The organism is Microbacterium sp. AB (assembly GCF_032878875.1).
Taxonomy (GTDB): domain Bacteria; phylum Actinomycetota; class Actinomycetes; order Actinomycetales; family Microbacteriaceae; genus Microbacterium; species Microbacterium betulae.
This window is the reverse complement of the sequence record NZ_CP118157.1, coordinates 1,433,332-1,453,351: the sequence shown is the minus strand read 5'-3', so window position 1 is coordinate 1,453,351 and position 20,020 is coordinate 1,433,332. Positions and strand designations below refer to the sequence as shown.

18 protein-coding genes and 1 tRNA gene are annotated in these 20,020 nt (G+C 71.4%); 4 read left to right on the top strand and 15 right to left on the bottom strand.

All coding sequences use genetic code 11. The features are described from left to right. Nucleotides 1-12: 12 nt before the first annotated feature. Nucleotides 13-579, bottom strand: coding sequence for a LemA family protein (locus tag N8K70_RS06785; protein ID WP_317140839.1), 567 nt, complete (start codon nucleotides 577-579; stop codon nucleotides 13-15). 215 nt (nucleotides 580-794) lie between these two features. Between N8K70_RS06785 and N8K70_RS06780 the strand changes: the two genes are divergently transcribed. From N8K70_RS06780 to gap, 4 genes are all read left to right on the top strand, one after another. Beyond that, nucleotides 795-1,565: an isocitrate lyase/PEP mutase family protein gene (locus tag N8K70_RS06780; RefSeq protein WP_317140838.1), complete on the top strand. Its 771-nt coding sequence runs from the start codon at nucleotides 795-797 to the stop codon at nucleotides 1,563-1,565. Nucleotides 1,566-1,676: 111 nt separating this feature from the next. Beyond that, a complete protein-coding gene (locus N8K70_RS06775; protein WP_317140837.1) occupies nucleotides 1,677-1,928 on the top strand; it encodes a hypothetical protein in 252 nt (83 codons plus the stop codon). Nucleotides 1,929-2,275: 347 nt separating this feature from the next. Next, on the top strand, nucleotides 2,276-2,854 hold the full coding sequence (locus tag N8K70_RS06770; protein ID WP_317140836.1) for a TetR/AcrR family transcriptional regulator: 579 nt from the start codon (nucleotides 2,276-2,278) through the stop codon (nucleotides 2,852-2,854). A 24-nt stretch (nucleotides 2,855-2,878) separates the two neighbouring features. Next, nucleotides 2,879-3,874, top strand: a complete 996-nt coding sequence (gene gap, locus N8K70_RS06765) for a type I glyceraldehyde-3-phosphate dehydrogenase (protein WP_317140835.1) — start codon at nucleotides 2,879-2,881, stop codon at nucleotides 3,872-3,874. 202 nt (nucleotides 3,875-4,076) lie between these two features. On the opposite strand, the gene N8K70_RS06760 is transcribed toward gap, so the two are convergent. The 14 genes from N8K70_RS06760 to mfd all read right to left on the bottom strand — a co-directional run bounded on the left by N8K70_RS06760 (nucleotide 4,077) and on the right by mfd (nucleotide 19,947). After that, nucleotides 4,077-4,149: transfer RNA gene (locus N8K70_RS06760), tRNA-Leu, on the bottom strand. Nucleotides 4,150-4,223: 74 nt separating this feature from the next. Then, on the bottom strand, nucleotides 4,224-5,615 hold the full coding sequence (locus N8K70_RS06755; RefSeq protein WP_317140834.1) for an NAD(P)/FAD-dependent oxidoreductase: 1,392 nt from the start codon (nucleotides 5,613-5,615) through the stop codon (nucleotides 4,224-4,226). Between the two features lie 31 nt (nucleotides 5,616-5,646). Next, complete coding sequence (locus N8K70_RS06750) at nucleotides 5,647-7,029, bottom strand: S8 family serine peptidase (protein ID WP_317140833.1); 1,383 nt, start codon at nucleotides 7,027-7,029, stop codon at nucleotides 5,647-5,649. Next, nucleotides 7,026-7,541: a DUF501 domain-containing protein gene (locus tag N8K70_RS06745; RefSeq protein WP_317140832.1), complete on the bottom strand. Its 516-nt coding sequence runs from the start codon at nucleotides 7,539-7,541 to the stop codon at nucleotides 7,026-7,028. The genes N8K70_RS06750 and N8K70_RS06745 overlap by 4 nt, the downstream gene beginning before the upstream one ends. A gap of 9 nt (nucleotides 7,542-7,550) precedes the next feature. Then, nucleotides 7,551-8,114 (bottom strand): FtsB family cell division protein, encoded by a 564-nt coding sequence (locus N8K70_RS06740; protein WP_317140831.1) that lies wholly within the window; start codon nucleotides 8,112-8,114, stop codon nucleotides 7,551-7,553. Nucleotides 8,115-8,150: 36 nt separating this feature from the next. Next, on the bottom strand, nucleotides 8,151-9,431 hold the full coding sequence (gene eno / locus N8K70_RS06735) for a phosphopyruvate hydratase (protein ID WP_317140830.1): 1,281 nt from the start codon (nucleotides 9,429-9,431) through the stop codon (nucleotides 8,151-8,153). Nucleotides 9,432-9,519: 88 nt separating this feature from the next. Beyond that, entirely contained in the window at nucleotides 9,520-10,188 is a 669-nt protein-coding gene (locus tag N8K70_RS06730; protein WP_317140829.1) for an O-methyltransferase, read from the bottom strand. A 92-nt stretch (nucleotides 10,189-10,280) separates the two neighbouring features. Further along, complete coding sequence (locus N8K70_RS06725) at nucleotides 10,281-11,282, bottom strand: CPBP family intramembrane glutamic endopeptidase (RefSeq protein WP_317140828.1); 1,002 nt, start codon at nucleotides 11,280-11,282, stop codon at nucleotides 10,281-10,283. After that, nucleotides 11,279-12,310: a DUF1648 domain-containing protein gene (locus N8K70_RS06720; RefSeq protein ID WP_317140827.1), complete on the bottom strand. Its 1,032-nt coding sequence runs from the start codon at nucleotides 12,308-12,310 to the stop codon at nucleotides 11,279-11,281. The genes N8K70_RS06725 and N8K70_RS06720 overlap by 4 nt, the downstream gene beginning before the upstream one ends. Nucleotides 12,311-12,336: 26 nt before the next feature. Then, nucleotides 12,337-12,687 (bottom strand): GntR family transcriptional regulator, encoded by a 351-nt coding sequence (locus N8K70_RS06715; protein WP_317140826.1) that lies wholly within the window; start codon nucleotides 12,685-12,687, stop codon nucleotides 12,337-12,339. 90 nt (nucleotides 12,688-12,777) lie between these two features. After that, nucleotides 12,778-14,073 (bottom strand): histidine--tRNA ligase, encoded by a 1,296-nt coding sequence (gene hisS, locus N8K70_RS06710; RefSeq protein WP_317140825.1) that lies wholly within the window; start codon nucleotides 14,071-14,073, stop codon nucleotides 12,778-12,780. 187 nt (nucleotides 14,074-14,260) lie between these two features. Next, on the bottom strand, nucleotides 14,261-14,980 hold the full coding sequence (locus N8K70_RS06705; RefSeq protein WP_317140824.1) for a MazG family protein: 720 nt from the start codon (nucleotides 14,978-14,980) through the stop codon (nucleotides 14,261-14,263). Continuing rightward, nucleotides 14,977-16,164 (bottom strand): Na+/H+ antiporter NhaA, encoded by a 1,188-nt coding sequence (locus tag N8K70_RS06700; protein ID WP_317140823.1) that lies wholly within the window; start codon nucleotides 16,162-16,164, stop codon nucleotides 14,977-14,979. The genes N8K70_RS06705 and N8K70_RS06700 overlap by 4 nt, the downstream gene beginning before the upstream one ends. Nucleotides 16,165-16,332: 168 nt before the next feature. Next, entirely contained in the window at nucleotides 16,333-19,947 is a 3,615-nt protein-coding gene (gene mfd / locus N8K70_RS06695) for a transcription-repair coupling factor (RefSeq protein ID WP_317140822.1), read from the bottom strand. Nucleotides 19,948-20,020 lie beyond the last annotated feature (73 nt).

The following is a 20,020-nucleotide window of genomic DNA, read 5'->3' as shown; positions in this document are numbered from 1 at the left end:
CGCGTGTCGTGCTCAGAACTGCACGCGCGGCGGCTCCGAGATCGCCGCACCGCCGTCGATCTCGAAGAAATCGCGCTCCGCGAAGCCGAGATTGCGCGCGAACAGGTTGTTCGGGAACACCTTGATCTTCGTGTTCAGCTCGCGCACGCCGCCGTTGTAGAACCGGCGCGACGCCTGGATCTTGTCCTCCGTGTCGACGAGATCCTGCTGCAGCTGCAGGTAGTTCTGGGTCGCCTGGAGCTGAGGGTACGACTCCGCGACCGCGAACAGACTCTTCAGGGCCTGCTGGATGTGCCTCTCCGCGACGCCGGCCTCGACCGGTCCGGCGGCGCCGAGCGTCTCGGCGCGCGCCCGGGTGACGTTCTCGAAGACGGCGCGCTCGTGCGCGGCGTATCCCTTCACCGCCTCGATGAGGTTCGGCACGAGATCGGCTCTCCGCTTGAGCTGCACGGTGATGCCGCTCCAGGCCTCGTCGACGCGCACATTGAGCTGGACGAGCGAGTTGTACGTCGCCCAGAGATAGATGGCCGCGATGACGGCGATCGCCACCACCACGAGAACGGGAATCAACCATTCCACAACGGAACCCCCTCGGTGTCTGGGACCATCCTAGACAGCCGTCGATGTGCGCCGGCCGGAGACCGCCGCACGCCGCTGGACGACGGCGTCTCATCCGATCGCCGATCGGCGCATGGATGCCGGGGCGACGGGCGCGGGTGATCGCACCTCGACATCTCGGGAAACACTCCGGAGCATCCGGCACGTCCGGATCCGCGCGCCGGTAACGTCGAGGCATGAGCATCCAGGACAAGGCCGCACGACTCAAGTCCCTCCACGAAGCCCCCGAGATCCTCCGCGTCGTCAACGTGTGGGACGCCGTCAGCGCCCGCACGGTGGCCGATCTGCCGGGAACCCGGGCGATCGCGACGGCCGGGCACTCCATCGCCGCGAGCCACGGATACGCCGACGGCGAGCTGCCCCTCGAGGTCAACCTCGACGCGGTCGCGCGCATCGTGGACGCCGTCGACCTGCCCGTGACGGCCGACCTCGACGCCGGATACGGCGATCCCGGCGACGCCGTGCGCCGTGCGATCGGCGTCGGCGTCGTCGGCGCGAACGTCGAGGACCGCCTCGCGCCCTTCTCCGATTCGGTGGCCGCCGTCGAGTCGATCGTCCGGGCCGCCGAGGCCGAGGGCGTCGCCTTCCAGCTCAACGCGCGCACCGATGCGATCGTCCGGGGCGGAGACCGCGCGCTGTCGGAGAGCATCGACGATGCGATCGCTCGCGGCCGCGCCTTCCTCGACGCGGGCGCGAGCCTCGTCTTCGTGCCCGGAGCCGTCGATCGGGACACGGTGTCCAAGCTCGTCGCCGGCATCGGCGAGCGCAAGGTGAGCGTCATCGGACTCCCCGGCGCGCTCACGGCGGCCGAGTACGAGGCGCTCGGCGTCGCGCGGATCTCGTACGGTCCGCTCACCCAGCGCGTCGCCCTCCGCGCGCTGCGCGACCTCGCGACCGACCTCTACGGCAGCGGCGTGATCCCGCAGGACACGCCCGAGCTCAACTGACCCCGAGCTCAGCTGACAGCGTCGCCGCGGTTAGTCAACCCCTTGCCCGCCCGTCGCGCCTCCCCGAGGCTGAGAGCCACTCGACGCACATGAGGTGAAAGGGGAGATGCGATGAGCACGAAGCGCGACCTGGAGAAGGCAGCGGGATGGAACCCGCTGAGCGTTCTCAGCAAGTGGGGTGTCCGGAGCAATCACGCCTATGCCGCGGGCTTCGCCGCCGTCGGCCTGTCGCTCCTGTCCTGGCTGCTGTCTCGCGGGAAGAACGACTCGAAGCCGCAGTCGGATCGCTGGGGCCTGTTCGTCGGCGAGTGGGCGCCGACCTTCTTCGCCCTCGGAGTCGGGCTGAAGCTCGAAGAGGACTGATCGCGCGGAGGGCGCCGGGCAGGAGGGTCACGACCCTCCTGCCCGGCGCCTCGTGATGCCGGCGGTCGTGGCCACGCCGAGGCCGTGCCCTGAGCCGAGAGCTCCCGAGGTGCCGAAGAGCGTCGGGGAGACCGAACCCGCTCCGCGTCCCGACGACGTCGCCGTCATCGGCTCCGACGACACCGAGATCGCTCAACTGGCAGGGCTCGTCTCCATCGCGCAGCCCCTCAAGGAGAGCGGTCGACGGGGACTGCTCCTCGTCCTCGAGCGCATGAGGGCCGACGTATCGGTCGACTCGGCATGTTTGCTCCTTCCCTCTCGTACATACTAGTTGTTACACTGGTGGCATGAGCTCGCGGGATCAGTTGACAGGGGCGATGGCGGAGCTGCTGTGGGAGCGCGGCTATGCCGCGACGAGCCCACGCGACGTGATGGCGCGCGCCGGGGTCGGCCAGGGCAGCATGTACCACCACTTCAGTGGCAAGCACGAGCTCGCGGTCGAGGCGCTGTCGGCGGTCACCGGGGACCTGACGGACGAGTCCTCGCTGCTCGACGGAGATGGCTCGCCGCTGGAGCGGATGAAGCGCTACCTCACATTGCCGCGACCGGGGACGCGGGGATGCCGGGTGGGCCGGATGACCCAGGACCCGCAGGTCGTCGCGGACGCCGAGCTCATCACGATCGTCGCGGGGGCCTTCGAGACGATGCTGGGCCGTTGGGAGCGGGCGATTGCCGAGGCGATCGCGTGCGGGGAGCTGCCGGCGAGCATCGTCCCGGCCGACCTCGCCCGGACACTGGCCGCGATCATCCAGGGCGGCTACGTGCTCGCCCGCGCGAAGGGCGAGCAGAGCCCGATGGACGCCGCGATCCGCGGAGCCGTCAGTCTGCTCGACGCCGCTCACACCACCGTCGACACCGACTGCTGACCAACCCCAGAAGGAGACGCCCTCATGACCGTTCGGATCGGAATCAACGGCTTCGGCCGCATCGGCCGCAGCTACCTCCGCGCCGCCCTGCGCAGCGATGCGGATGTCGAGGTCGTCGCGGTCAACGACATCGCCGATGCCGCGACCCTCGCCGCGCTCCTGGAATGGGACTCGATCGCCGGGCACCTGGACGGGATACAGGTCGACGACGACGCCATCCTCGTCGGCGAGGCGCGTATCCGCGTCACCGCGGAACGCGAGCCGGCCCACATCCCGTGGGGCGAAGAGCGGGTGGATGTCGTGATCGAGTCCACCGGCCGATTCACCGGCACCGCCAGCGCCCGCCAGCACTTGACCGCGGGAGCACGGAAGGTCATCATCTCTGCCCCCGCCGACCGCGACGTGCCCGCGCTGGTCCTCGGGGTCAACGACGATGCGATCGACCTGTCGGGCGAGGTGTTCTCGAACGGGTCGTGCACCACCAACTGCCTCGCCCCGATGGTCAAGGTGCTGCACGACGCGTTCGGTATCGAGTCCGGGCTCATGACGACGATCCACGCTTACACCAGCGACCAGCGACTTCACGACGCCCCGCACAGCGACTTGCGCCGCGCACGCGCGGCCGCGCTGTCCACGATTCCGACGTCCTCGGGCGCGGCCCGCACCATCGGGCGGATCATCCCCGAGCTCGACGGCAGGCTCGATGCCGTCTCTTTGCGCGTGCCCGTTCCGGTCGGGTCGATCACCGACCTCACCGCGAGGCTTTCCCGACCGGCCAGCGTCGAAGAGGTCAACGCCGCCTTCCGCACCGCGGCCGCTACCCCTGAGCTGTCGCCCTATCTCGCCTACTCGGAAGCGCCGCTCGTTTCCGCCGACATCGTTGGCAACCCGCATTCGGCGATCTTCGATGCGCCCCTCACACAGGTCGTCGGCGATCAGGTCAAGGTCTTCGCCTGGTACGACAACGAGTGGGGATTCTCCAACCGGCTCGTGGAACTGTCCCAGCGCATCGCCGGCTGAGGAGCCCTACGCGGTGGCGCACGACTGTGTGAAAGTCGAGGTCATCAGGGACGGTTCTGCGGTTCTCACGACGGGAGTTGCGTGAGCTGGCCCGCGACGCGGTCGGGGGCCGGCCCGCACGTGCGTCGATGGCTCGGCACATCGGGGATTGCTGCGCCGGATCGAACCGGGAATGTCGCTGGTTTGAGCAACGACGTTCGGGTGCCCCCACTGGGACTCGAACCCAGACTGAAGCGATTTTAAGTCGCCTGCCTCTGCCGTTGGGCTATGGGGGCGTGCGAGAACGACGCTACGGCATGAGAGGGGCCGTCACCGATCACGGTGACGGCCCCTCTCTCACGACGACCGGCTACTTGACCGCCGCGTCCTTCTCGATCACCGGTGCGGCGGCCTCGGGAGCGGGCTCCTCGGCCTTCGGCTTCGGGCGCGAGGCGTAGGTCTCGAAGAACACGCGCGGCGCCTGGGTCGTGGCGAGCTGCACGGTGTCGCGGCCCAGGAAGAAGTTGTGGACCCAGCCCCACACGACGCGCCACTTGCGCTCCCACGAGGGCATCGCGAGACCGTGGTAGCCGCGGTGCGCGACCCAGGCGACGAAGCCCTTGAGCGCGATCCTGCCCGACTGGAAGGCGCCGTTGTACAGGCCGAGACCGGCGACGGCGCCCAGGTTCTTGTGGACGTAGTCGACGGGCTGCTCGCCGCGGAGGACGGCGACGAGGTTCTTCGCGAGGCGCTTGGCCTGACGCACGGCGTGCTGTGCGTTCGGGACGCACATGCCGCCCACGCCGCCGCCCGTGAGGTCGGGAACCGCAGCCACGTCGCCGGCCGCCCAGGCGCCCTCCACAACGTTGCCCTCGGCGTCGACGACGCGCAGGTCGGCCTGCGTGCTGATGCGGCCGCGACCCTCCTTCGGCAGATCCCCGCCGTTCACGACGACGGGGTTGGCCATGACGCCCGCGGTCCAGATGATGAGGTCGGACGAGTAGGTCTCGCCCGTGGACACCTCGACGTCGCCGCCGACCGCCGACGTGACCTGCGACTCGAGGTGCACATGCGCGCCGCGCTTGGCGAGGTCCTTGAGCACCCATTCCGAGGTCTCGAGCGAGACCTCGGGCATGATGCGGCCCATCGCCTCGATGAGGTGGAACCGGGTCTCGTCGAACGAGATCTCGGGGAACTTCTCCAGGAGGGCGTTCGCGAGCGAGCGCAGCTCGGCGAACGTCTCGATGCCCGCGAATCCGCCGCCGACGACGACCGTCGTCAGCAGACGGGCGCGCAGCGGGTGGTCTTTGGGGAGGGCCGCGGCCTTCTCGAAGTTGCCGATCAGCGTGTCGCGGACCGCGACGGCCTCCTCGATCGACTTGAGGCCGATGGCGTTGTCGGCGATGCCCGGGATGGGGAACGTGCGCGACACGGAGCCGGCGGTGACGACGATGTGGTCGTACGCGAGCTCCCACGCGTCCCCGCCCTCGGGCGAGATCGTCGCCGTCTTGTTCGCGTGGTCGATCTTCGTGACCTTCGCGGTGATGAGCTTGGTGCGCTTGAGGTGGCGCCGGTGCGAGACGACGGCGTGACGCGGCTCGATCGAGCCGGCTGCGACCTCGGGGAGGAACGGCAGATACGTCATGTAGGGAAGCGGGTCGACGACGACGACCTCGGCCTCACCCTGACGAAGGTGCTTCTCCAGCTTCCATGCGGTGTAGAACCCCGCGTATCCACCACCGACGATGAGAATCTTGGGCACGTGAAACAGACTCCTTGAGTTGGTTTGCTGGCTATCGCTGCGCGCGCGTCGAACGAACGCGCCTGACCGCAGAAACGACGCCGAGCACCACCAGGATACCAGCGGCGGACAGCGCGAAGAGCGGCAGCGTCACCTCTCGCATGCTATCGGCCGACGGAAGATAGGGAGAGCTCGCCTCGCCGGGCGCATCGGCGGGCGGGATGGCCGGGATCTCGACGGCTCCCGCCGTGGGCGTGGGCTCCGGGCCGGCCGCCGCGCGCCGATGCAGCGCGATCCAGTCCTCCAGGCTCCCCAGGGGGTTCGAGGTGACGGACGGCGCGTCGTCCTCGACCGCGCCGGCGGCGTCGACGAGGCCGTAGCCGTACAGCGCGTCGGGGACGTCGTCGACGCCGGCCGGCCGGTGCGCGCTCCGGATGATCCGGTTGATGACGTTCGCCGCGTCGAGCTCGGGGTGGGCGGACCGGACGAGCGCCGCGATGCCCGCGACGATGGGCGCCGCCCCGCTCGTCCCGTTCCACTCGACGACATCGCCGCTCGCCGAGATCCCCAGGAGCTGCTCGCTGGGGGCGGACACGCCGATCGTGATGCCCTGCGTCGACGCGCCGACGCTCGCGACGCCGTTCGTGTCGACGCCCGCCACGGCGAGCACGCCGGGGATCGTCGCCGGCGCGCCGACGACCGTCGTGCCGCTGGCCCGGTTGCCGGCCGCGACCACCACGACGACCTCGTGCTCGAAGGCGTACAGGAAGGCGTCGTCCCAGCTCTCGTCCCAGTCGAGCGTGTTCGTCGTGAACGACAGGTTGATGACGTCCGCGCCGTTGTCGACCGCCCACACCATCGCATCGGCCACCTGCTCGTCGAACGGCACGGCGGCCGAGGAACCGAAGCCGATGGAGATCGACAGGAGCTGCGCCTCGGGCGCGACGCCGATCATCCCGGTGTCCTCCCCCGTCCCGCGCGCCGCCGCGAGGGAGGCCACGTAGGACCCGTGGTTCTGGTCCTGCACGCCCACGGGGGTGCGGCCGTCCTCGCCGCCGACGCCCGACACGTCAGTGCCGCCCGCGACCGCTCCCTCGAACTCCTCCGGCCCCTTCACGATGCCGGTGTCGATGACGGCGATCGTCGTCCCCGCGCCGCGCGTCGTCTCCCAGGCGTCGGTGACGCCGTACTCGTCGAGCCAGTACTCGGCCGTGCGGACGGGATCCTCGGGCTCCGGGGTCTCGGACGGGGTCACCGTGGGCGTGGGCGTGGGCGACTCGAGGTCGTCCTGCGGCACCTCATCGGCGTCGAGGCCGGCGGCCGCGGGCCTCCCCGACAGTGGTTCGTCGTCCGCGCTCGCGAACGCGGACGACGGAGCCGCCGCGCCGGTGAGAGCGACGAGCGAGACGAGGAGCAGCGCGATCGGCCGCCTCACGCGGCGGCCCCGGGGGAGACGCAGGCGCAGCGCTCGGGCGACCACGCCGAACGCGCCAGCGCGAGGTCCCCGAGGGGGTTCACGCCGGGACCGGCCGCGAGCGCATGCCCCGCGAGCGCGTGCAGGCACTTCACGCGCGTCGGCATGCCGCCGGCCGAGACGCCGGCGATCTCCGGCACATCGCCGAACCCCGCGCGGTCGGCGAGATACGCCTCGTGCGCCCGGGCGTACCGCGCGCGGACGTCCTCGTCGTGGAGGAGAGCCGTGAGCTCCGGCATCAGCTGGTTCGCCTCGAGCCGCGACATCTCCGCCGTGGCGGCGGGATGCGTCAGGTAGTAGAACGTCGGGAAGGGCGTCCCGTCCGGAAGCCGGGGCGACGTGGCGACGACCGTCGGATTGCCGCATGCGCAGCGTGCCGCGATGCCCACGACGCCGCGGGCCTCACGCTGCAGCTGACCCGAGACGACGTCCAGGTCGGCGGGGCGCACGGGCTCGAAGGGCGGAGTCGTCACCCCGCCAGGCTACTGGTCGGTGCTGGAGTCGGGCTGGAAGACGCCGTCGCCGTCCGGCACCTGCTCGGGCACGGCCGTCTCGGCGAGACCGGACGCCACGACCGACCGCAGCAGCTGCCCCATCCAGTCGCTCTCCGCCTCCTCGACCTCCGAGCTCACGGGCTCCGGTTCGCGCGGCAGCTCCGTCTCCTCGAGGTCGTTGTCGACGAGGTAGACGACCTCGCCCGGCTTCACGTAGTAGAGGCGCTCGCGCGCCTGCGTGGCGATGTAGGCGGGATCCTGCCACCGTGTGCGCTCGCGCTCGAGAGCGGCCACCTCCTCCTGACCGAGCTGCACCGCGTCCTGCAGGGCGGCGATGCGCTGGCGCTGGTCGAGGTAGGTGCTCGCGGTCGGAACGAGCACGAAGGCCCCCAGCACCACGAGGCACAGGACGATGACGGTGAAGCCCGACAGGCGGATGCCGCCGAGCCAGTCGCGCACGTCGACGCGGGGGACGTCTTCCCGGCGCCCTCCGCCGTCGGAGCTCCGCCGGCCACGGACGGCGGAGGGGGGAGCCGTCGGTCTCTTCGCCACGACTCCCCCCTCCGTCACGCGGGGCTGTTGTGCCCGCTAGGCCGTGAAGCGCGGGAAGGCGCCGCGGCCGGCGAACGTCGCGCCGTCGCCCAGCTCCTCCTCGATGCGCAGAAGCTGATTGTACTTGGCCACACGGTCGCTGCGCGCGGGCGCGCCGGACTTGATCTGTCCCGCGTTCGTCGCGACGGCGAGGTCGGCGATCGTCGTGTCCTCGGTCTCCCCCGAACGGTGCGAGAGCATCGCCGTGTAGCCCGAGCGCTGCGCGAGGGCGACGGCGTCGAGCGTCTCGGTGAGGGTGCCGATCTGGTTGACCTTCACGAGCAGCGAGTTCGCGACGCCCTTGGCGATGCCGTCCGCGAGACGCTGCGGGTTGGTGACGAAGAGGTCGTCGCCCACGAGCTGCACGCGGGATCCGATGCGCTCGGTGAGCGCCTTCCACCCCTCCCAGTCGTCCTCGGCGAGGGGGTCCTCGATCGTGACGAGCGGGTAGTTCGCGAGCAGCTCCTCGTAGTACGAGGTGAACTCCTCGCTCGTGAGGTCCTTGCCCTCGAAGCGGTAGACGCCGTTCGAGAAGAACTCCGTCGACGCGACGTCGAGCCCGACAGCGATGTCCTTGCCCGGCGTGAAGCCGGCCTTCTCGATCGCGCCGATGAGGAAGTCGAGGGCTCCGCGGTTGCTGGGGAGGTCGGGCGCGAAGCCGCCCTCGTCGCCCAGGCCCGTGGCGTAGCCGCCCGCCTTCAGCTCGCTCTTGAGCACGTGGTACGTCTCCGTGCCCCAGCGCAGCGACTCGCCGAAGCTCTCGGCGCCGAGCGGCACGAGGAAGAACTCCTGGATGTCGACGCCCGTGTCGGCGTGCGCGCCGCCGTTGATCACGTTGAGCGCCGGGACGGGGAGCACGTGCGCGTTCGGGCCGCCGATGTAGCGGAACAGCGGCAGGTCGGCGCTGTCGGCGGCGGCCTTGGCGACCGCGAGGCTCACGCCGAGGATGGCGTTCGCGCCCACGCGCTTCTTGTTCTCCGTGCCGTCGACCTCGATGAGCGCCTGGTCGATGATGCGCTGCTCGCTCGCGTCGATGCCCTCGATGGCGGGGCCGAGCTCGTCGATGACGGCGTCGACGGCCTTCTGCACGCCCTTTCCGCCGTACCGGCCCTTGTCGCCGTCACGCAGCTCGTATGCCTCGAAGGCGCCGGTCGACGCGCCGGAGGGGACGGCCGCGCGCTGCACGATCCCGTCGTCCAGCAGCACCTCCACCTCGACGGTCGGGTTGCCTCGCGAGTCGAGAATCTCGCGAGCGCCTACAGCCTCAATCAGTGCCACGGAAGTACTCCTTGTCGGTGGGTGATGCGGGGAGCGTCGTCGATCCGCTCGCCAGTCTATTCCGGACGGAGGGGATGTCGACGCCGCCTCACACGAGGACGGCGAGCGCGAAGCCGTCCCAGCCCTTCACGCCGACGGTCTGCAGCGCCGTCGCGTCGAAGCGCGGATCGTCGCGCAGGGCCTCCAGCCCCGCCCGGACGCCGAGGATCTGCTCGTCCTCCGATCGCGCGTTCGCGACCTCGCCGCTGCGCCCGACGTTGTCGACGACGACGACCGATCCCCGTCGTCCGAGCCTCGCCGCCCAGTCGAGGTAGACCGTGTTCGACTCCTTGTCGGCGTCGATGAAGATCAGGTCGAACGGCTCGCCCCCCTCGAGGGAGGGCAGGACGTCCGCCGCCCGCCCGAGGCGGATGTCGACGGCGTCCCCGACGCCGGCGGCGTCGAGGTTCGCGCGCGCGACGGCGGCGTTCGCGGGCTCCGCCTCGATCGTGACGAGCGCGCCTCCCTCGGGCAGCGCGCGGGCCATCCAGATCGCCGAGTATCCCGCGAGCGTGCCGATCTCGAGGACGCGCCGGGCGCACGCGATCCGCACGAGCAGGTGCAGCAGCTTGCCCGCCACGGGGGCGACCTCGATGGGTTGGAGGTTCGCCCTGCTCTGCGCGGCGAGCGTCGCCTCGAGCGCGGGATCGTGCCCGACGAGCGTGTCGGCGAGGTAGCGGTCGACGGCCGCCCAGGTATCCGGATTCGACTCGGCCATGCCCTCAGCCTGTCGTACGCGCGCCGCGCACGCCAACCCCGGGTGGGCGACCGGCTCCGGCTCGGCGCGCGATCCGCGGGCGGGAGCGGCTCTCAGGACAGCACGCGGCGCCGGAACTGGCCGCACGCGGCGAGCACGGCCACGACCACGGCGAGGACGATCCAGGACGCGACGCCCAGGGGGCCGGCGAGCGCCGCGTCCGGGGACGCCCCGAGCGGCAGGAAGAAGACGATGAACTGTCCGAGTCCGTTGAGCGAGGCGTGCCCGATGACGGCGGGCCACACCGATCCCGTGCGCAGCCGGAGCCATCCGAACAGCACGCCCCAGGCCACGCAGCCCGCGACCATCAGCAGCACGCCCACGACGTCGGCGCGCCCGAAGTTGTAGCCGAGCAGGATGATCGGGGCGTGCCACAGCCCCCAGATCGCTCCCGACACGAGCAGCGACGGCCACACCCCGAGCGGCCGCAGCGACGGCAGCAGCCATCCGCGCCAGCCGACCTCCTCGCCGAGAGCGAGGAGCGCGTTGCCCGTGAGCACCCCGACGGGGAGCAGGAGGATCTGCAGGGCGAAGACGACCTGCGCCGGCGGCAGCAACGCGGCATCGATGCCCGACGCCGCGGCCTGCTGTCGGTTCAACGCGTCGAAGCCCGCCATCGTGAGGTCGAGCTGTGCGAAGCCCAGGGCGCCGGCGAGGAAGGTCGTCGCGGCGATGACGACGAGGGGCAGGTACATCGCTGCGACGGTGAGCCAGATCGTCCGCGCGAACGGCCGCAGCGGCCAGATGCCCAGCGACCGCAGGCGCTCGCCGCGCGCGGGCGTCTTCAGAACGAACGTCACGACGAGCACGGCGAGCATGGGCGTGAGCATCATCGCCGGGAGGATCAGCGTCGCGAGCGGGTTCGCGAGACCGTCGGCGAGCCACAGCGGCAGCACGACGAGCCACGCGGCCGCGAACGACACGATGACGAACACCGCCACGGCGGCCCACGGCACGCGCTCGAGCGGCGGCGCGGGCAACGACCTCTTCGGGCTCTGCGGGGTCACGATCCCCTGCGGGTCAGGCGACGGGACGGCCGAGGCGGGGACGGTCATGCGCTCTCCCTCCTCTGCGTGAGGCCGCCCAGCAGCGCGGCGCCCGTCTCGGCGTCCTCGACCGTGACGGTGAAGACCCTGCCGTTCGTTCGCGTGACGCGCAACGCCTCGCCGGCGCGCATCACGACGCCCCAGCCGTTGCCGGCCGCGTAGCGCCATCCCCATCCGCCGTACTCGCCCATGGGGTTCACGGAGACGACCTCGGCGGTCCGGATCTCCTCACGCGGGACGTGGATGCGCGGCCATCCGATCGGCGCGCGCACGGTGAGGCCCGAGTCGTCGACACGGACGCGGAAGACGACGCCGAGGAGGACGAGGACCGCGACGAGGACGAAGGATCCGATCACGATCCACGTGCCTCCGGAGAGACGACCGGAGGTCGCGAGGTCGAGGCTCGCCGTCACCGCGGCGAGGACGAGGACCAGGACGACGGCGGCGCCGAGCACGAGCCGGCCGGATCGTGCCATCGTGACGGTCTTCAGCCACACGGCCTGCTCGGAGGACGACAGCGCGACAGGAGCGGGGACGTGGCTCTCGTCGTCCTCGACGGGAGGCTCGATCGAGAGCTTCCAGGCGGCGACGCCGAGCGCGATGCCGACGAGGAGACCCGCGATCAGCATGCCCGTCGCGGACGGCGCGTCCTGGGCGTCGTCGAGACCGACCTGGACGAGCACGGTGCCGAGGAAGGAGACGCCGAGCATGCCGACCTCCCACCAGATCACCGCCGCCATGAGACGGTATGCGACCCGCCTTCCCGGCCTGCCGATCTCGGCCAGGGCGATCCCCGCGATCAGGGCGCTGATCCCGGCACCGATGAACACCGTCATGAGCGGATGGATCCACGCCGGCGCGAAGCCGTCCGGGCCGCCCGACAAGCCCCAGTGCGTCGCGGCGGGATCGGGCATGAGCGGCAGCAGGGCCAGCTGCACGACGGCGATCGCGCCGAACACCGCGAGCGGCAGGTACAGCCCGAGCCAGCGGAAGCGGCGGATGGCGCGCGCCCTCTCGGACGTCTGGTCGTCGGACATCTCTCCTCCTCGGATCGGATCGGGCGTCAGTCGTGTGCGGCGCGGACGAGCCCGGCGAGCGCCTGACGCGAGACGCCGATCTCGTCGGCGCGCTGCACGAGCGCGCGGATCTCGTCGTCCAGCGCGGCGATCGCCACGGCGGCGTCGGTGACGACGGCGCCGCGCCCCCGCCGCATGTCGATGAGCCCCTCGTCACGCAGCTCCTGATAGGCGTGCAGGACCGTGTGCAGGTTCACGCCCAGAGAGCCTGCGACCTCCTTCGCGGACGGCAGCCGGTCCCCCGGCTTGACCCGTCCCGCGACGGCGTCCGCGCGGATCGACGCCGCGAGCTGCGCGAACACCGGTTCCTCGCGCGTGGGGTCGATCCGGATGAGCATGTACTTATTCTAGTTTAAATAGAATAAATTGTCGACACCCCTCCCTCGTCGAGACGTCGCTCGGCCCTCGATCGAGGACGACGGGCCTGCTCAGCCCAGGGGCTTCGGCTCCACGTCGTCGCGCGCCGCACCGGCGGTGACGGTCGCGAACGCCGTGTACCCGTCGGCCGTCGCGCGCTCGAGCAGGCCCTTGAGGTTCTTCGTGCGCCGTTCGAGACGCACCCGCGACCCCTCGGCGACGAACGCCGCCTTCAGCGCGAGGAGCTCCGCGACCGGCACGTCCCTGTCGTGCACGAGGACGACCGCCTCCGCGGCATCCGCCTCGCCGAGCGTCACGAGGTCCACGATGCGCTCGAAGCCGATCGAGAAGCCCACGGCCGGCACGTCCTGGCCGAGGAAACGGCCGATCATCCCGTCGTAGCGCCCTCCGCCGCCGAGCGAGTACGACACGGACGGGTGCGCGATCTCGAAGATCGTGCCCGTGTAGTAGCCCATGCCGCGCACGAGGAACGGGTCGAACTGCAGTGGCACCTCGAAGCCGGCGGCGTCGGCGCCGCGGGCGGCGGAGACGGCCTCGCCGACGCCGACGAGGTGGGCGACGATCGCGTCGTCGACGCCGTCCGGGAGCGCCGCGCGGATCTGCGCGTCGCCGAACGGCAGGCGGTCGCCTCCCTGCGGACGGACGAGGAAGGCCTCGAACGCGTCCACGGCGCCCGCCGCGGCGCCCCGCACGCGCAGTTCGGCGGCGACGCCGTCGGGGCCGATCTTGTCGAGCTTGTCGATCGTGATGAGCACGCCGGGGCGCTCGTCGGCCGGGAACCCGAAGACCTCGAGCATCGCGTCGAGCGCTCGGCGGTCGTTGATGCGCACGTCGGCGCCGTCAAGGCCGAGGGCGTCGAGGGTGTCGAGCGTCGCGACGATGAGCTCGGCCTCCGCCCGCGAGGACGCGTCTCCGATGACGTCGATGTCGCACTGCACGAACTGGCGGTAACGGCCCTTCTGGGGGCGCTCGGCACGCCAGACGGGCGCGATCTGGATGGAACGGAACACCGAGGGGAGCTCTCCGCGGTGGCTCGCGTAGAAACGGGCGAGCGGGACGGTGAGGTCGTAGCGCAGGCCGAGGTCGCTCAGCAGCGCCTGGTCGTCGGCGGCCGCGCGCACCGCGTCGGCGTCGAGTCCGCGACGCAGGATGTTGAAGGCGAGCTTCTCGTTGTCGCCGCCGACGCCCGCGTGCAGGCGGTCGTGCTCCTCCAGGACGGGCGTCTCGATCTCGTCGAAGCCGTGGGCGCGGTAGCGCTCGCGGATGACGGCGAGCACGCGCTCGCGACGGGCCTTGTCAGCGGGGAGGAAGTCGCGCATGCCGCGCGGCGGGTTCACGGAAGCCATAGCGCGTCCCATTGTCCCATCCGCGGGACATCCGCCCGTGCCGCCCGCGAGAATCCATCCGCACCGCGAGAATAATCCACCCGCGCGCCGACGATCCCGACGCCGGCGGCATTCTCACCGTGCGGTCGGATTCTCGCGGGGTCACGCGGTCGACCACGGCCCCGCGCGACGAGACCGGCCCGCGTCCTCAGCCCGCCTCGGCGGAGCGGATGTCGGCCTCGATCGCGCGGACGGCCGTCCGGAGGGCTCGCTCGGCATCCCATCCGCGGGAGCGCGCGACCGCCACGAGGCCGACGAGCGTGTCGCCGAGCTCCTCCTCCGAGATCGGCAGCACGCCCTCCATCCCGTCCTCGTCGGCGATCGCCTCGGCGGCCGCGATCGCCTCGACGTACTCCAGCCCGACGCCGATCTTCTCGCCCTTGGCCAGCACTTTCTGCGCGAGAGCGAGCGCGGGCATCGCGTGGGAGACGCCGTCCAGCACGGACGTGCGCGCACTCTTCTCCGTCGCCTTCGCGGCGTTCCACAGCTCGAGCACGCGCTCGGGCGTCTCGGCGACCTCGTCCGCGAAGACGTGCGGATGACGGCGGACCATCTTCTCCGACAGCGCACCCGCGACGTCGTCGATGTCGAACGGGTCGTCCGGGTCGTGCGCGGCGATCTCCGCGTGGAACAGCACCTGCCACAGCAGGTCGCCGAGCTCCTCCCGCAGGCCGGCACGATCGCCGGCCTCCACGGCGTCGATGACCTCCGCCGACTCCTCCACGAGATACGGCACGAGCTCACGATGCGTCATCGCCTGCGTCCAGACGCAGCGCTCGCGCACCTGCCGCATGATCGAGGCCGCGCGCTGCAGCCCATCGGCACCTCCGGACGCCGCAGACGCGGTGTCATCCCCTCGCATGCTCATCCCGCCATCCTGCCGCACCCCCGCGCCCCGCGCTCCCGCGCCGCGCTGCGGCGATGGTGCCGGGCACGCCACGTCACGACGACGGAGGAGATCACGACGGCGACGGCGGAGCCGCCGAGCACGCCCAGCGTCGCCTCGTCGCGCAGCGTCTCATCGTCGGCGAACGCGAGGCTCGCCAGCAGCAGCGAGACGGTGAACCCGATGCCGCCGAGCGCGCCCGCCGCGAGGAGATCGGGCACCCGGATCTCCGGTTCGGCCCCTCGGGGGCGGACGAGCATGGCGAGCCATCCGAACAGGACGATGCCGACGAGCTTGCCGACCGGCAGGGCGACGAGGGTCGCCCACAGGGCGGGAGACAGCTCGTGGAGAGCGACCTGCGGGACGACGACGAGCGCCGCGAAGAACGCGAAGAGCGGCAGGATCGCGCCGTTGATCCACGGCTCGAGGACGTGCCGCGCCCGCATGCCCTCGCCCTGACGCACGGCGAGCCCCAGCAGGACGCCCGCGATGGTCGCGTGCACGCCCGACAGGTACACGAGAGCCCACGCGCCGAGCGCGACGACGATCATGACGGGCACGACCACGGGCGCTCTTTGCCGCGACACGACACGGCTGAGGAGGGCGAAGGCGGCGGCGAGCGCGACCCCCGCCAGGAGCACGACGAGGTCGACGTCGGTCGCGAACAGCACGGCGATGAAGACGATGCCGGCGATGTCGTCGATGATCGCGAGAGCGAGGAGGAACACGCGCACCCTGGAGGGCAGTCCTCGTCCGAACACCGCGAGCACGCCGAGCGCGAAGGCGATGTCGGTGGCGGTCGGGATGGGCCAGCCCGACGCCGTCTCGGGAGCGCCCGCGATCGCGAGATAGACGACGATCGGCACGAGCACGCCGCCCGCCGCCGCGATCGCCGGCCTGACGGCGCGCCCGACGGTGTTCAGGTGCCCGTTCGTGAGCTCGTACTGGAGCTCGACCGCGACGCCGAAGAAGAAGATCGCGAGCAGAAAGTCGGCAACCCAGTGGGCGATCGACAGGTCGAGAGGGGTGCCCGGAACGCCGATGCGCGCCTCGCCGAACGCGATGACGGATGGTCCGACGGCGCTGTTCGCGACGACGAGGCCCAGCGCCGCGGCGCCGAGCAGGAGGAAGGCGGGGAAGCGCTCGGAGCGCAGCAGACGGAGCACAGGGTCCTCTCGACATCACGAGACCGGATGCATCCGCATCCGCCGCCGACCAGACTTCCCGGCACACCTGCCGTCAGCCTACCCTCCCTCGCGCGCGATCCTTCCGTCGGCGGTCCGCCGGCACACGGCCGCTCACCGCGAGCCCGACGGCGCCCGTCCTGATCCGGCTCACTCCGCCGCGGGATCGTCCTTCTTCGGCGGCGGGAACACGGCGTCGAGCAGCTGCGCGACCCAGGCGACGAGCTCGGCGTCGGCGAGAGGCTCGCCGTCCGCGACCGGCAGCGGCACGACCATCGCCTCGCCCCCGCTGAGGATCTTCGCGCCGGGGTACAGGCGCTGCAGGCGCACGCGGAGGGATTCGGGCAGCTGCGCCGGCGCGACGCGGAGGTTCCGCCCCATCGCCACGACGTCGGCCAGCCCCGCCTGCGCGGCCCGGCGACGCAGCCGGGCGATCGCGACGAGCCCGTCGACCTCCCGCGGCGGCGTGCCGTAGCGGTCGACGAGCTCCTCCACGACGAGGTCGATGGCGTCGTCCTTCGCGCTCGCCGTCGCGGCCGCGGAGAGCTTCTGGTACGCCTCGAGCCGCAGCCGCTCGCTGTCGATGTACGACTCCGGCAGGCGGGCCTCGACGGGCAGCTCGAGCCGCAGCTCCGTGGGCCCCTCCGTCTCCTCGCCGCGGAACGTCGCGACGGCCTCGCCGATCATCCGCAGGTAGAGGTCGAAGCCGACGCCCGCGATGTGCCCCGCCTGCTCCGCGCCCAGCAGGTTCCCCGCGCCGCGCAGCTCGAGGTCCTTCATGGCGACCTGGATGCCGCTTCCGAGGTCGTTGTGCACGGCGATCGTCTCGAGACGGTCCGCCGCCGTCTCGGAGAGGGGCTTGTTCTCGTCGTAGACGAAGTAGGCGTAGGCGCGTTCGCGCCCGCGGCCCACCCGTCCGCGCAGCTGATGCAGCTGGGCCAGGCCGTACTTGTCGGCTCGGTCGATGATGATGGTGTTCGCGTTGGCGATGTCGATGCCGGTCTCGATGATCGTCGTGCACACGAGCACGTCGAACTTGCGCTCCCAGAAGTCGTCCACGACCTGTTCGAGCTGGTGCTCCCCCATCTTCCCGTGCGCCACCGCGATGCGCGCGTCCGGCACGAGCTCGGCGAGGTGGGAGGCGACCCGCTGGATCGACGTCACCCGGTTGTGCACGAAGAAGATCTGCCCCTCGCGCAGCATCTCGCGCCGGATGGCCGCGGCGATCTGCTTGTCGTTGTGCGGACCGACGTACGACAGGATCGGATGCCTGTCCTCCGGAGGGGTGGCGAGCGTCGACATCTCGCGGATGCCCGTGACGGCCATCTCGAGGGTGCGCGGGATGGGCGTGGCGCTCATCGCGAGGATGTCGACGTTGGTCTTGAGCTTCTTCAGCGCGTCCTTGTGCTCGACGCCGAAGCGCTGCTCCTCGTCGACGACGAGGAGCCCGAGGTCCTTGAACCGGATCTGCTCGGTGAGGATGCGGTGGGTCCCGATGACCATGTCGACGGAGCCGTCCGCGAGCCCCTGGACGACCTCGCGCGCCTGCCTGTCGCTCTGGAAGCGCGACAGCGCGCGCACTTGCACGGGGAACCCGGCGAAGCGGTCCTGGAACGTCTCGAGGTGCTGCTTGACGAGCAGCGTCGTCGGGACGAGCATCGCGACCTGCTTGCCGTCCTGGATGGCCTTGAACGCCGCGCGCACGGCGACCTCGGTCTTGCCGAACCCGACGTCCCCCGAGAGCAGCCGGTCCATGGGGATCGGGCGCTCCATGTCGCGCTTGACCTCGTCGATCGTCTGCAGCTGGTCGGGCGTCTCCGCGAACGGGAACGCCTCCTCGAGCTCCCGCTGCCACGGCGTGTCGGGGCCGAAGGCGTGGCCCTTGGCGGCCATCCGCGCGGAGTACAGCTTCACGAGCTCGACGGCGATGTCGCGGACGGCCTTGCGGGCCCGGCCCTTCGCCTGCGCCCAGTCGCCTCCGCCCATCTTCGAGAGCGTGGGGGCCTCGCCGCCGACGTACTTCGACAGGAGGTCGAGCTGGTCCGTGGGCACGAACAGCTTGTCGCCCGGGTACCCGCGCTTGGACGGCGCGTACTCGATCACGAGGTAGTCGCGCTTCGTCTTGACCGGGTTGCGTCCGCCGCTGGACACCTCGCGCTGCGTCATCTCGACGAAGCGGCCGATGCCGTGCGTCGCGTGCACGACGACCTCGCCGGGCTTCAGCTGCAGCGGGTCCACGACGTTCCTGCGCCGCGACGCGAGCTTCTTGACGGCGCGCGTCTCGCCGCCGATCGCGCGGCCGTAGAACTCGTTCTCGGTGAAGACCGCGAGCTTCGCGCCCGCCACGACGAAGCCCCGCTCGACGGCCCCCTGCACGAGCGTCGCGACGCCGGGCTCCGGCTCGTCGTCGAGCGCCGGGACGATGCGCGCGGCGAGGCCGCGCTCGGACAGGACGTCGCGCGCGCGCTCGACGAGCCCCGCGCCGGGAGCGGCCACGACGACGCGCCATCCGTCCTTCACGAGGCTCCCGATGTGCTCGGAGGCGCCCTCCGCCGTGCCCTGGAACGTCGGCGCCGCGGTTCCGCGGATGCGGATCGCATCGCGGGCGTCGACCGCGAAGTCCTCGTCGTTCTCCTCCGCCAGCTCCGCGGCGGTGTCGGCCGCGCCCGAGTCGAACGGGCTCAGCGTCCACCAGACGCCCGATGCCTCGCGCACGTCGTCGCGCAGCGCGGCCAGGGTGAGGAAGTCGCCGGAGTCGAGGTTGATGGGCGCCACGCCGCCGCCCGTGGCCGCGCTCCACGCCGCCTCGAGGAACTCGCGGTTCGTCTCGCCCAGCGTGATCGACCGCGATGCGGCGCGCTCCGGGTCGACGAGCGCGACGGCGGCCTCCCGGGGCAGGTAGGAGACGAGGGAGACGAGCGGGCCGGCGAGCACGGGGGTGAGCGACTCCATCCCCTCGACGGGGATCCCCTCCCCCATCCGCTCGAGCATCTGCGCGATGCCGGGGTACTCGTGCTGCAGCTCGCGCGCCCGCTGACGCACGTCGGGCGTCAGGAGGAGCTCACGGCTGGGGACGAGCGACGCCTCGGCGATCTCGCCGGGCAGGGACCGCTGGTCGGCGACGGAGAAGGCCCGGATCTGCTCGACCTCGTCGCCGAAGAACTCGATGCGGTGGGGATGGTCCGCCACGGGCGGGAAGACGTCCAGGATGCCGCCGCGCACGGCGAACTCGCCGCGACGCGACACCATGTCGACGCGGTGATAGGCGAGCTCGACGAGACGCTCGACGACGTCCTCGAGCTCGTGGTCCCTGCCGCCCGCGCGCAGGACGACGGGGGCGACCTCCCCCAGCCCGCGCGCGATGGGCTGGATCGCCGCACGGACGGACGCCGTCACGACGAGCGGCCCGTCGTCCGTCGCGGACGCGATCCGCCGCAGCGTCTCGAGCCGGCGGCCGACGGTCTCGGGGCTCGGGCTCAGCCGCTCGTGGGGCAGCGTCTCCCACGCGGGGAAGTCGAGCACCTCGGCCTCCGGCAGCACGGCCGTCAGCGCCGCGCGGAGCGACTCGGCACGGCGTCCCGTGGGCGCCACGACGAGGAGGACGGGCGGATGGCCGTTCTCGCGCCGGCGGCGCAGCAGTGCCGCGAGGGCCGGCGCATCGAGGCCGTCGACGAGCGAGAGATCCGCATCGCCGGCCGCGACGGCGAGTGCGTCGCCGAACGACTCGTCCCGTTCCAGAGCGCGGACGATCCCCTGCACAGTCACCGGAAGAGTCTATGCGCGACCGGCTGGGCGCATTCACGGACGGCGTCCGGCCGGCCGCGACGCGCCGTCCGGA

What these genes read in the sequence shown, in the direction of transcription:
- N8K70_RS06775 (WP_317140837.1), top strand. Translation starts at nt 1,677, where the DNA reads ATGAGCACGAAGCGCGACCTGGAGAAGGCAGCGGGATGGAACCCGCTG.
- N8K70_RS06730 (WP_317140829.1), bottom strand. Translation starts at nt 10,188, where the DNA reads ATGGCCGAGTCGAATCCGGATACCTGGGCGGCCGTCGACCGCTACCTC.
- N8K70_RS06780 (WP_317140838.1), top strand. Translation starts at nt 795, where the DNA reads ATGAGCATCCAGGACAAGGCCGCACGACTCAAGTCCCTCCACGAAGCC.
- N8K70_RS06715 (WP_317140826.1), bottom strand. Translation starts at nt 12,687, where the DNA reads ATGCTCATCCGGATCGACCCCACGCGCGAGGAACCGGTGTTCGCGCAG.
- N8K70_RS06770 (WP_317140836.1), top strand. Translation starts at nt 2,276, where the DNA reads ATGAGCTCGCGGGATCAGTTGACAGGGGCGATGGCGGAGCTGCTGTGG.
- hisS (WP_317140825.1), bottom strand. Translation starts at nt 14,073, where the DNA reads ATGGCTTCCGTGAACCCGCCGCGCGGCATGCGCGACTTCCTCCCCGCT.
- N8K70_RS06725 (WP_317140828.1), bottom strand. Translation starts at nt 11,282, where the DNA reads ATGACCGTCCCCGCCTCGGCCGTCCCGTCGCCTGACCCGCAGGGGATC.
- N8K70_RS06705 (WP_317140824.1), bottom strand. Translation starts at nt 14,980, where the DNA reads ATGAGCATGCGAGGGGATGACACCGCGTCTGCGGCGTCCGGAGGTGCC.
- gap (WP_317140835.1), top strand. Translation starts at nt 2,879, where the DNA reads ATGACCGTTCGGATCGGAATCAACGGCTTCGGCCGCATCGGCCGCAGC.
- N8K70_RS06720 (WP_317140827.1), bottom strand. Translation starts at nt 12,310, where the DNA reads ATGTCCGACGACCAGACGTCCGAGAGGGCGCGCGCCATCCGCCGCTTC.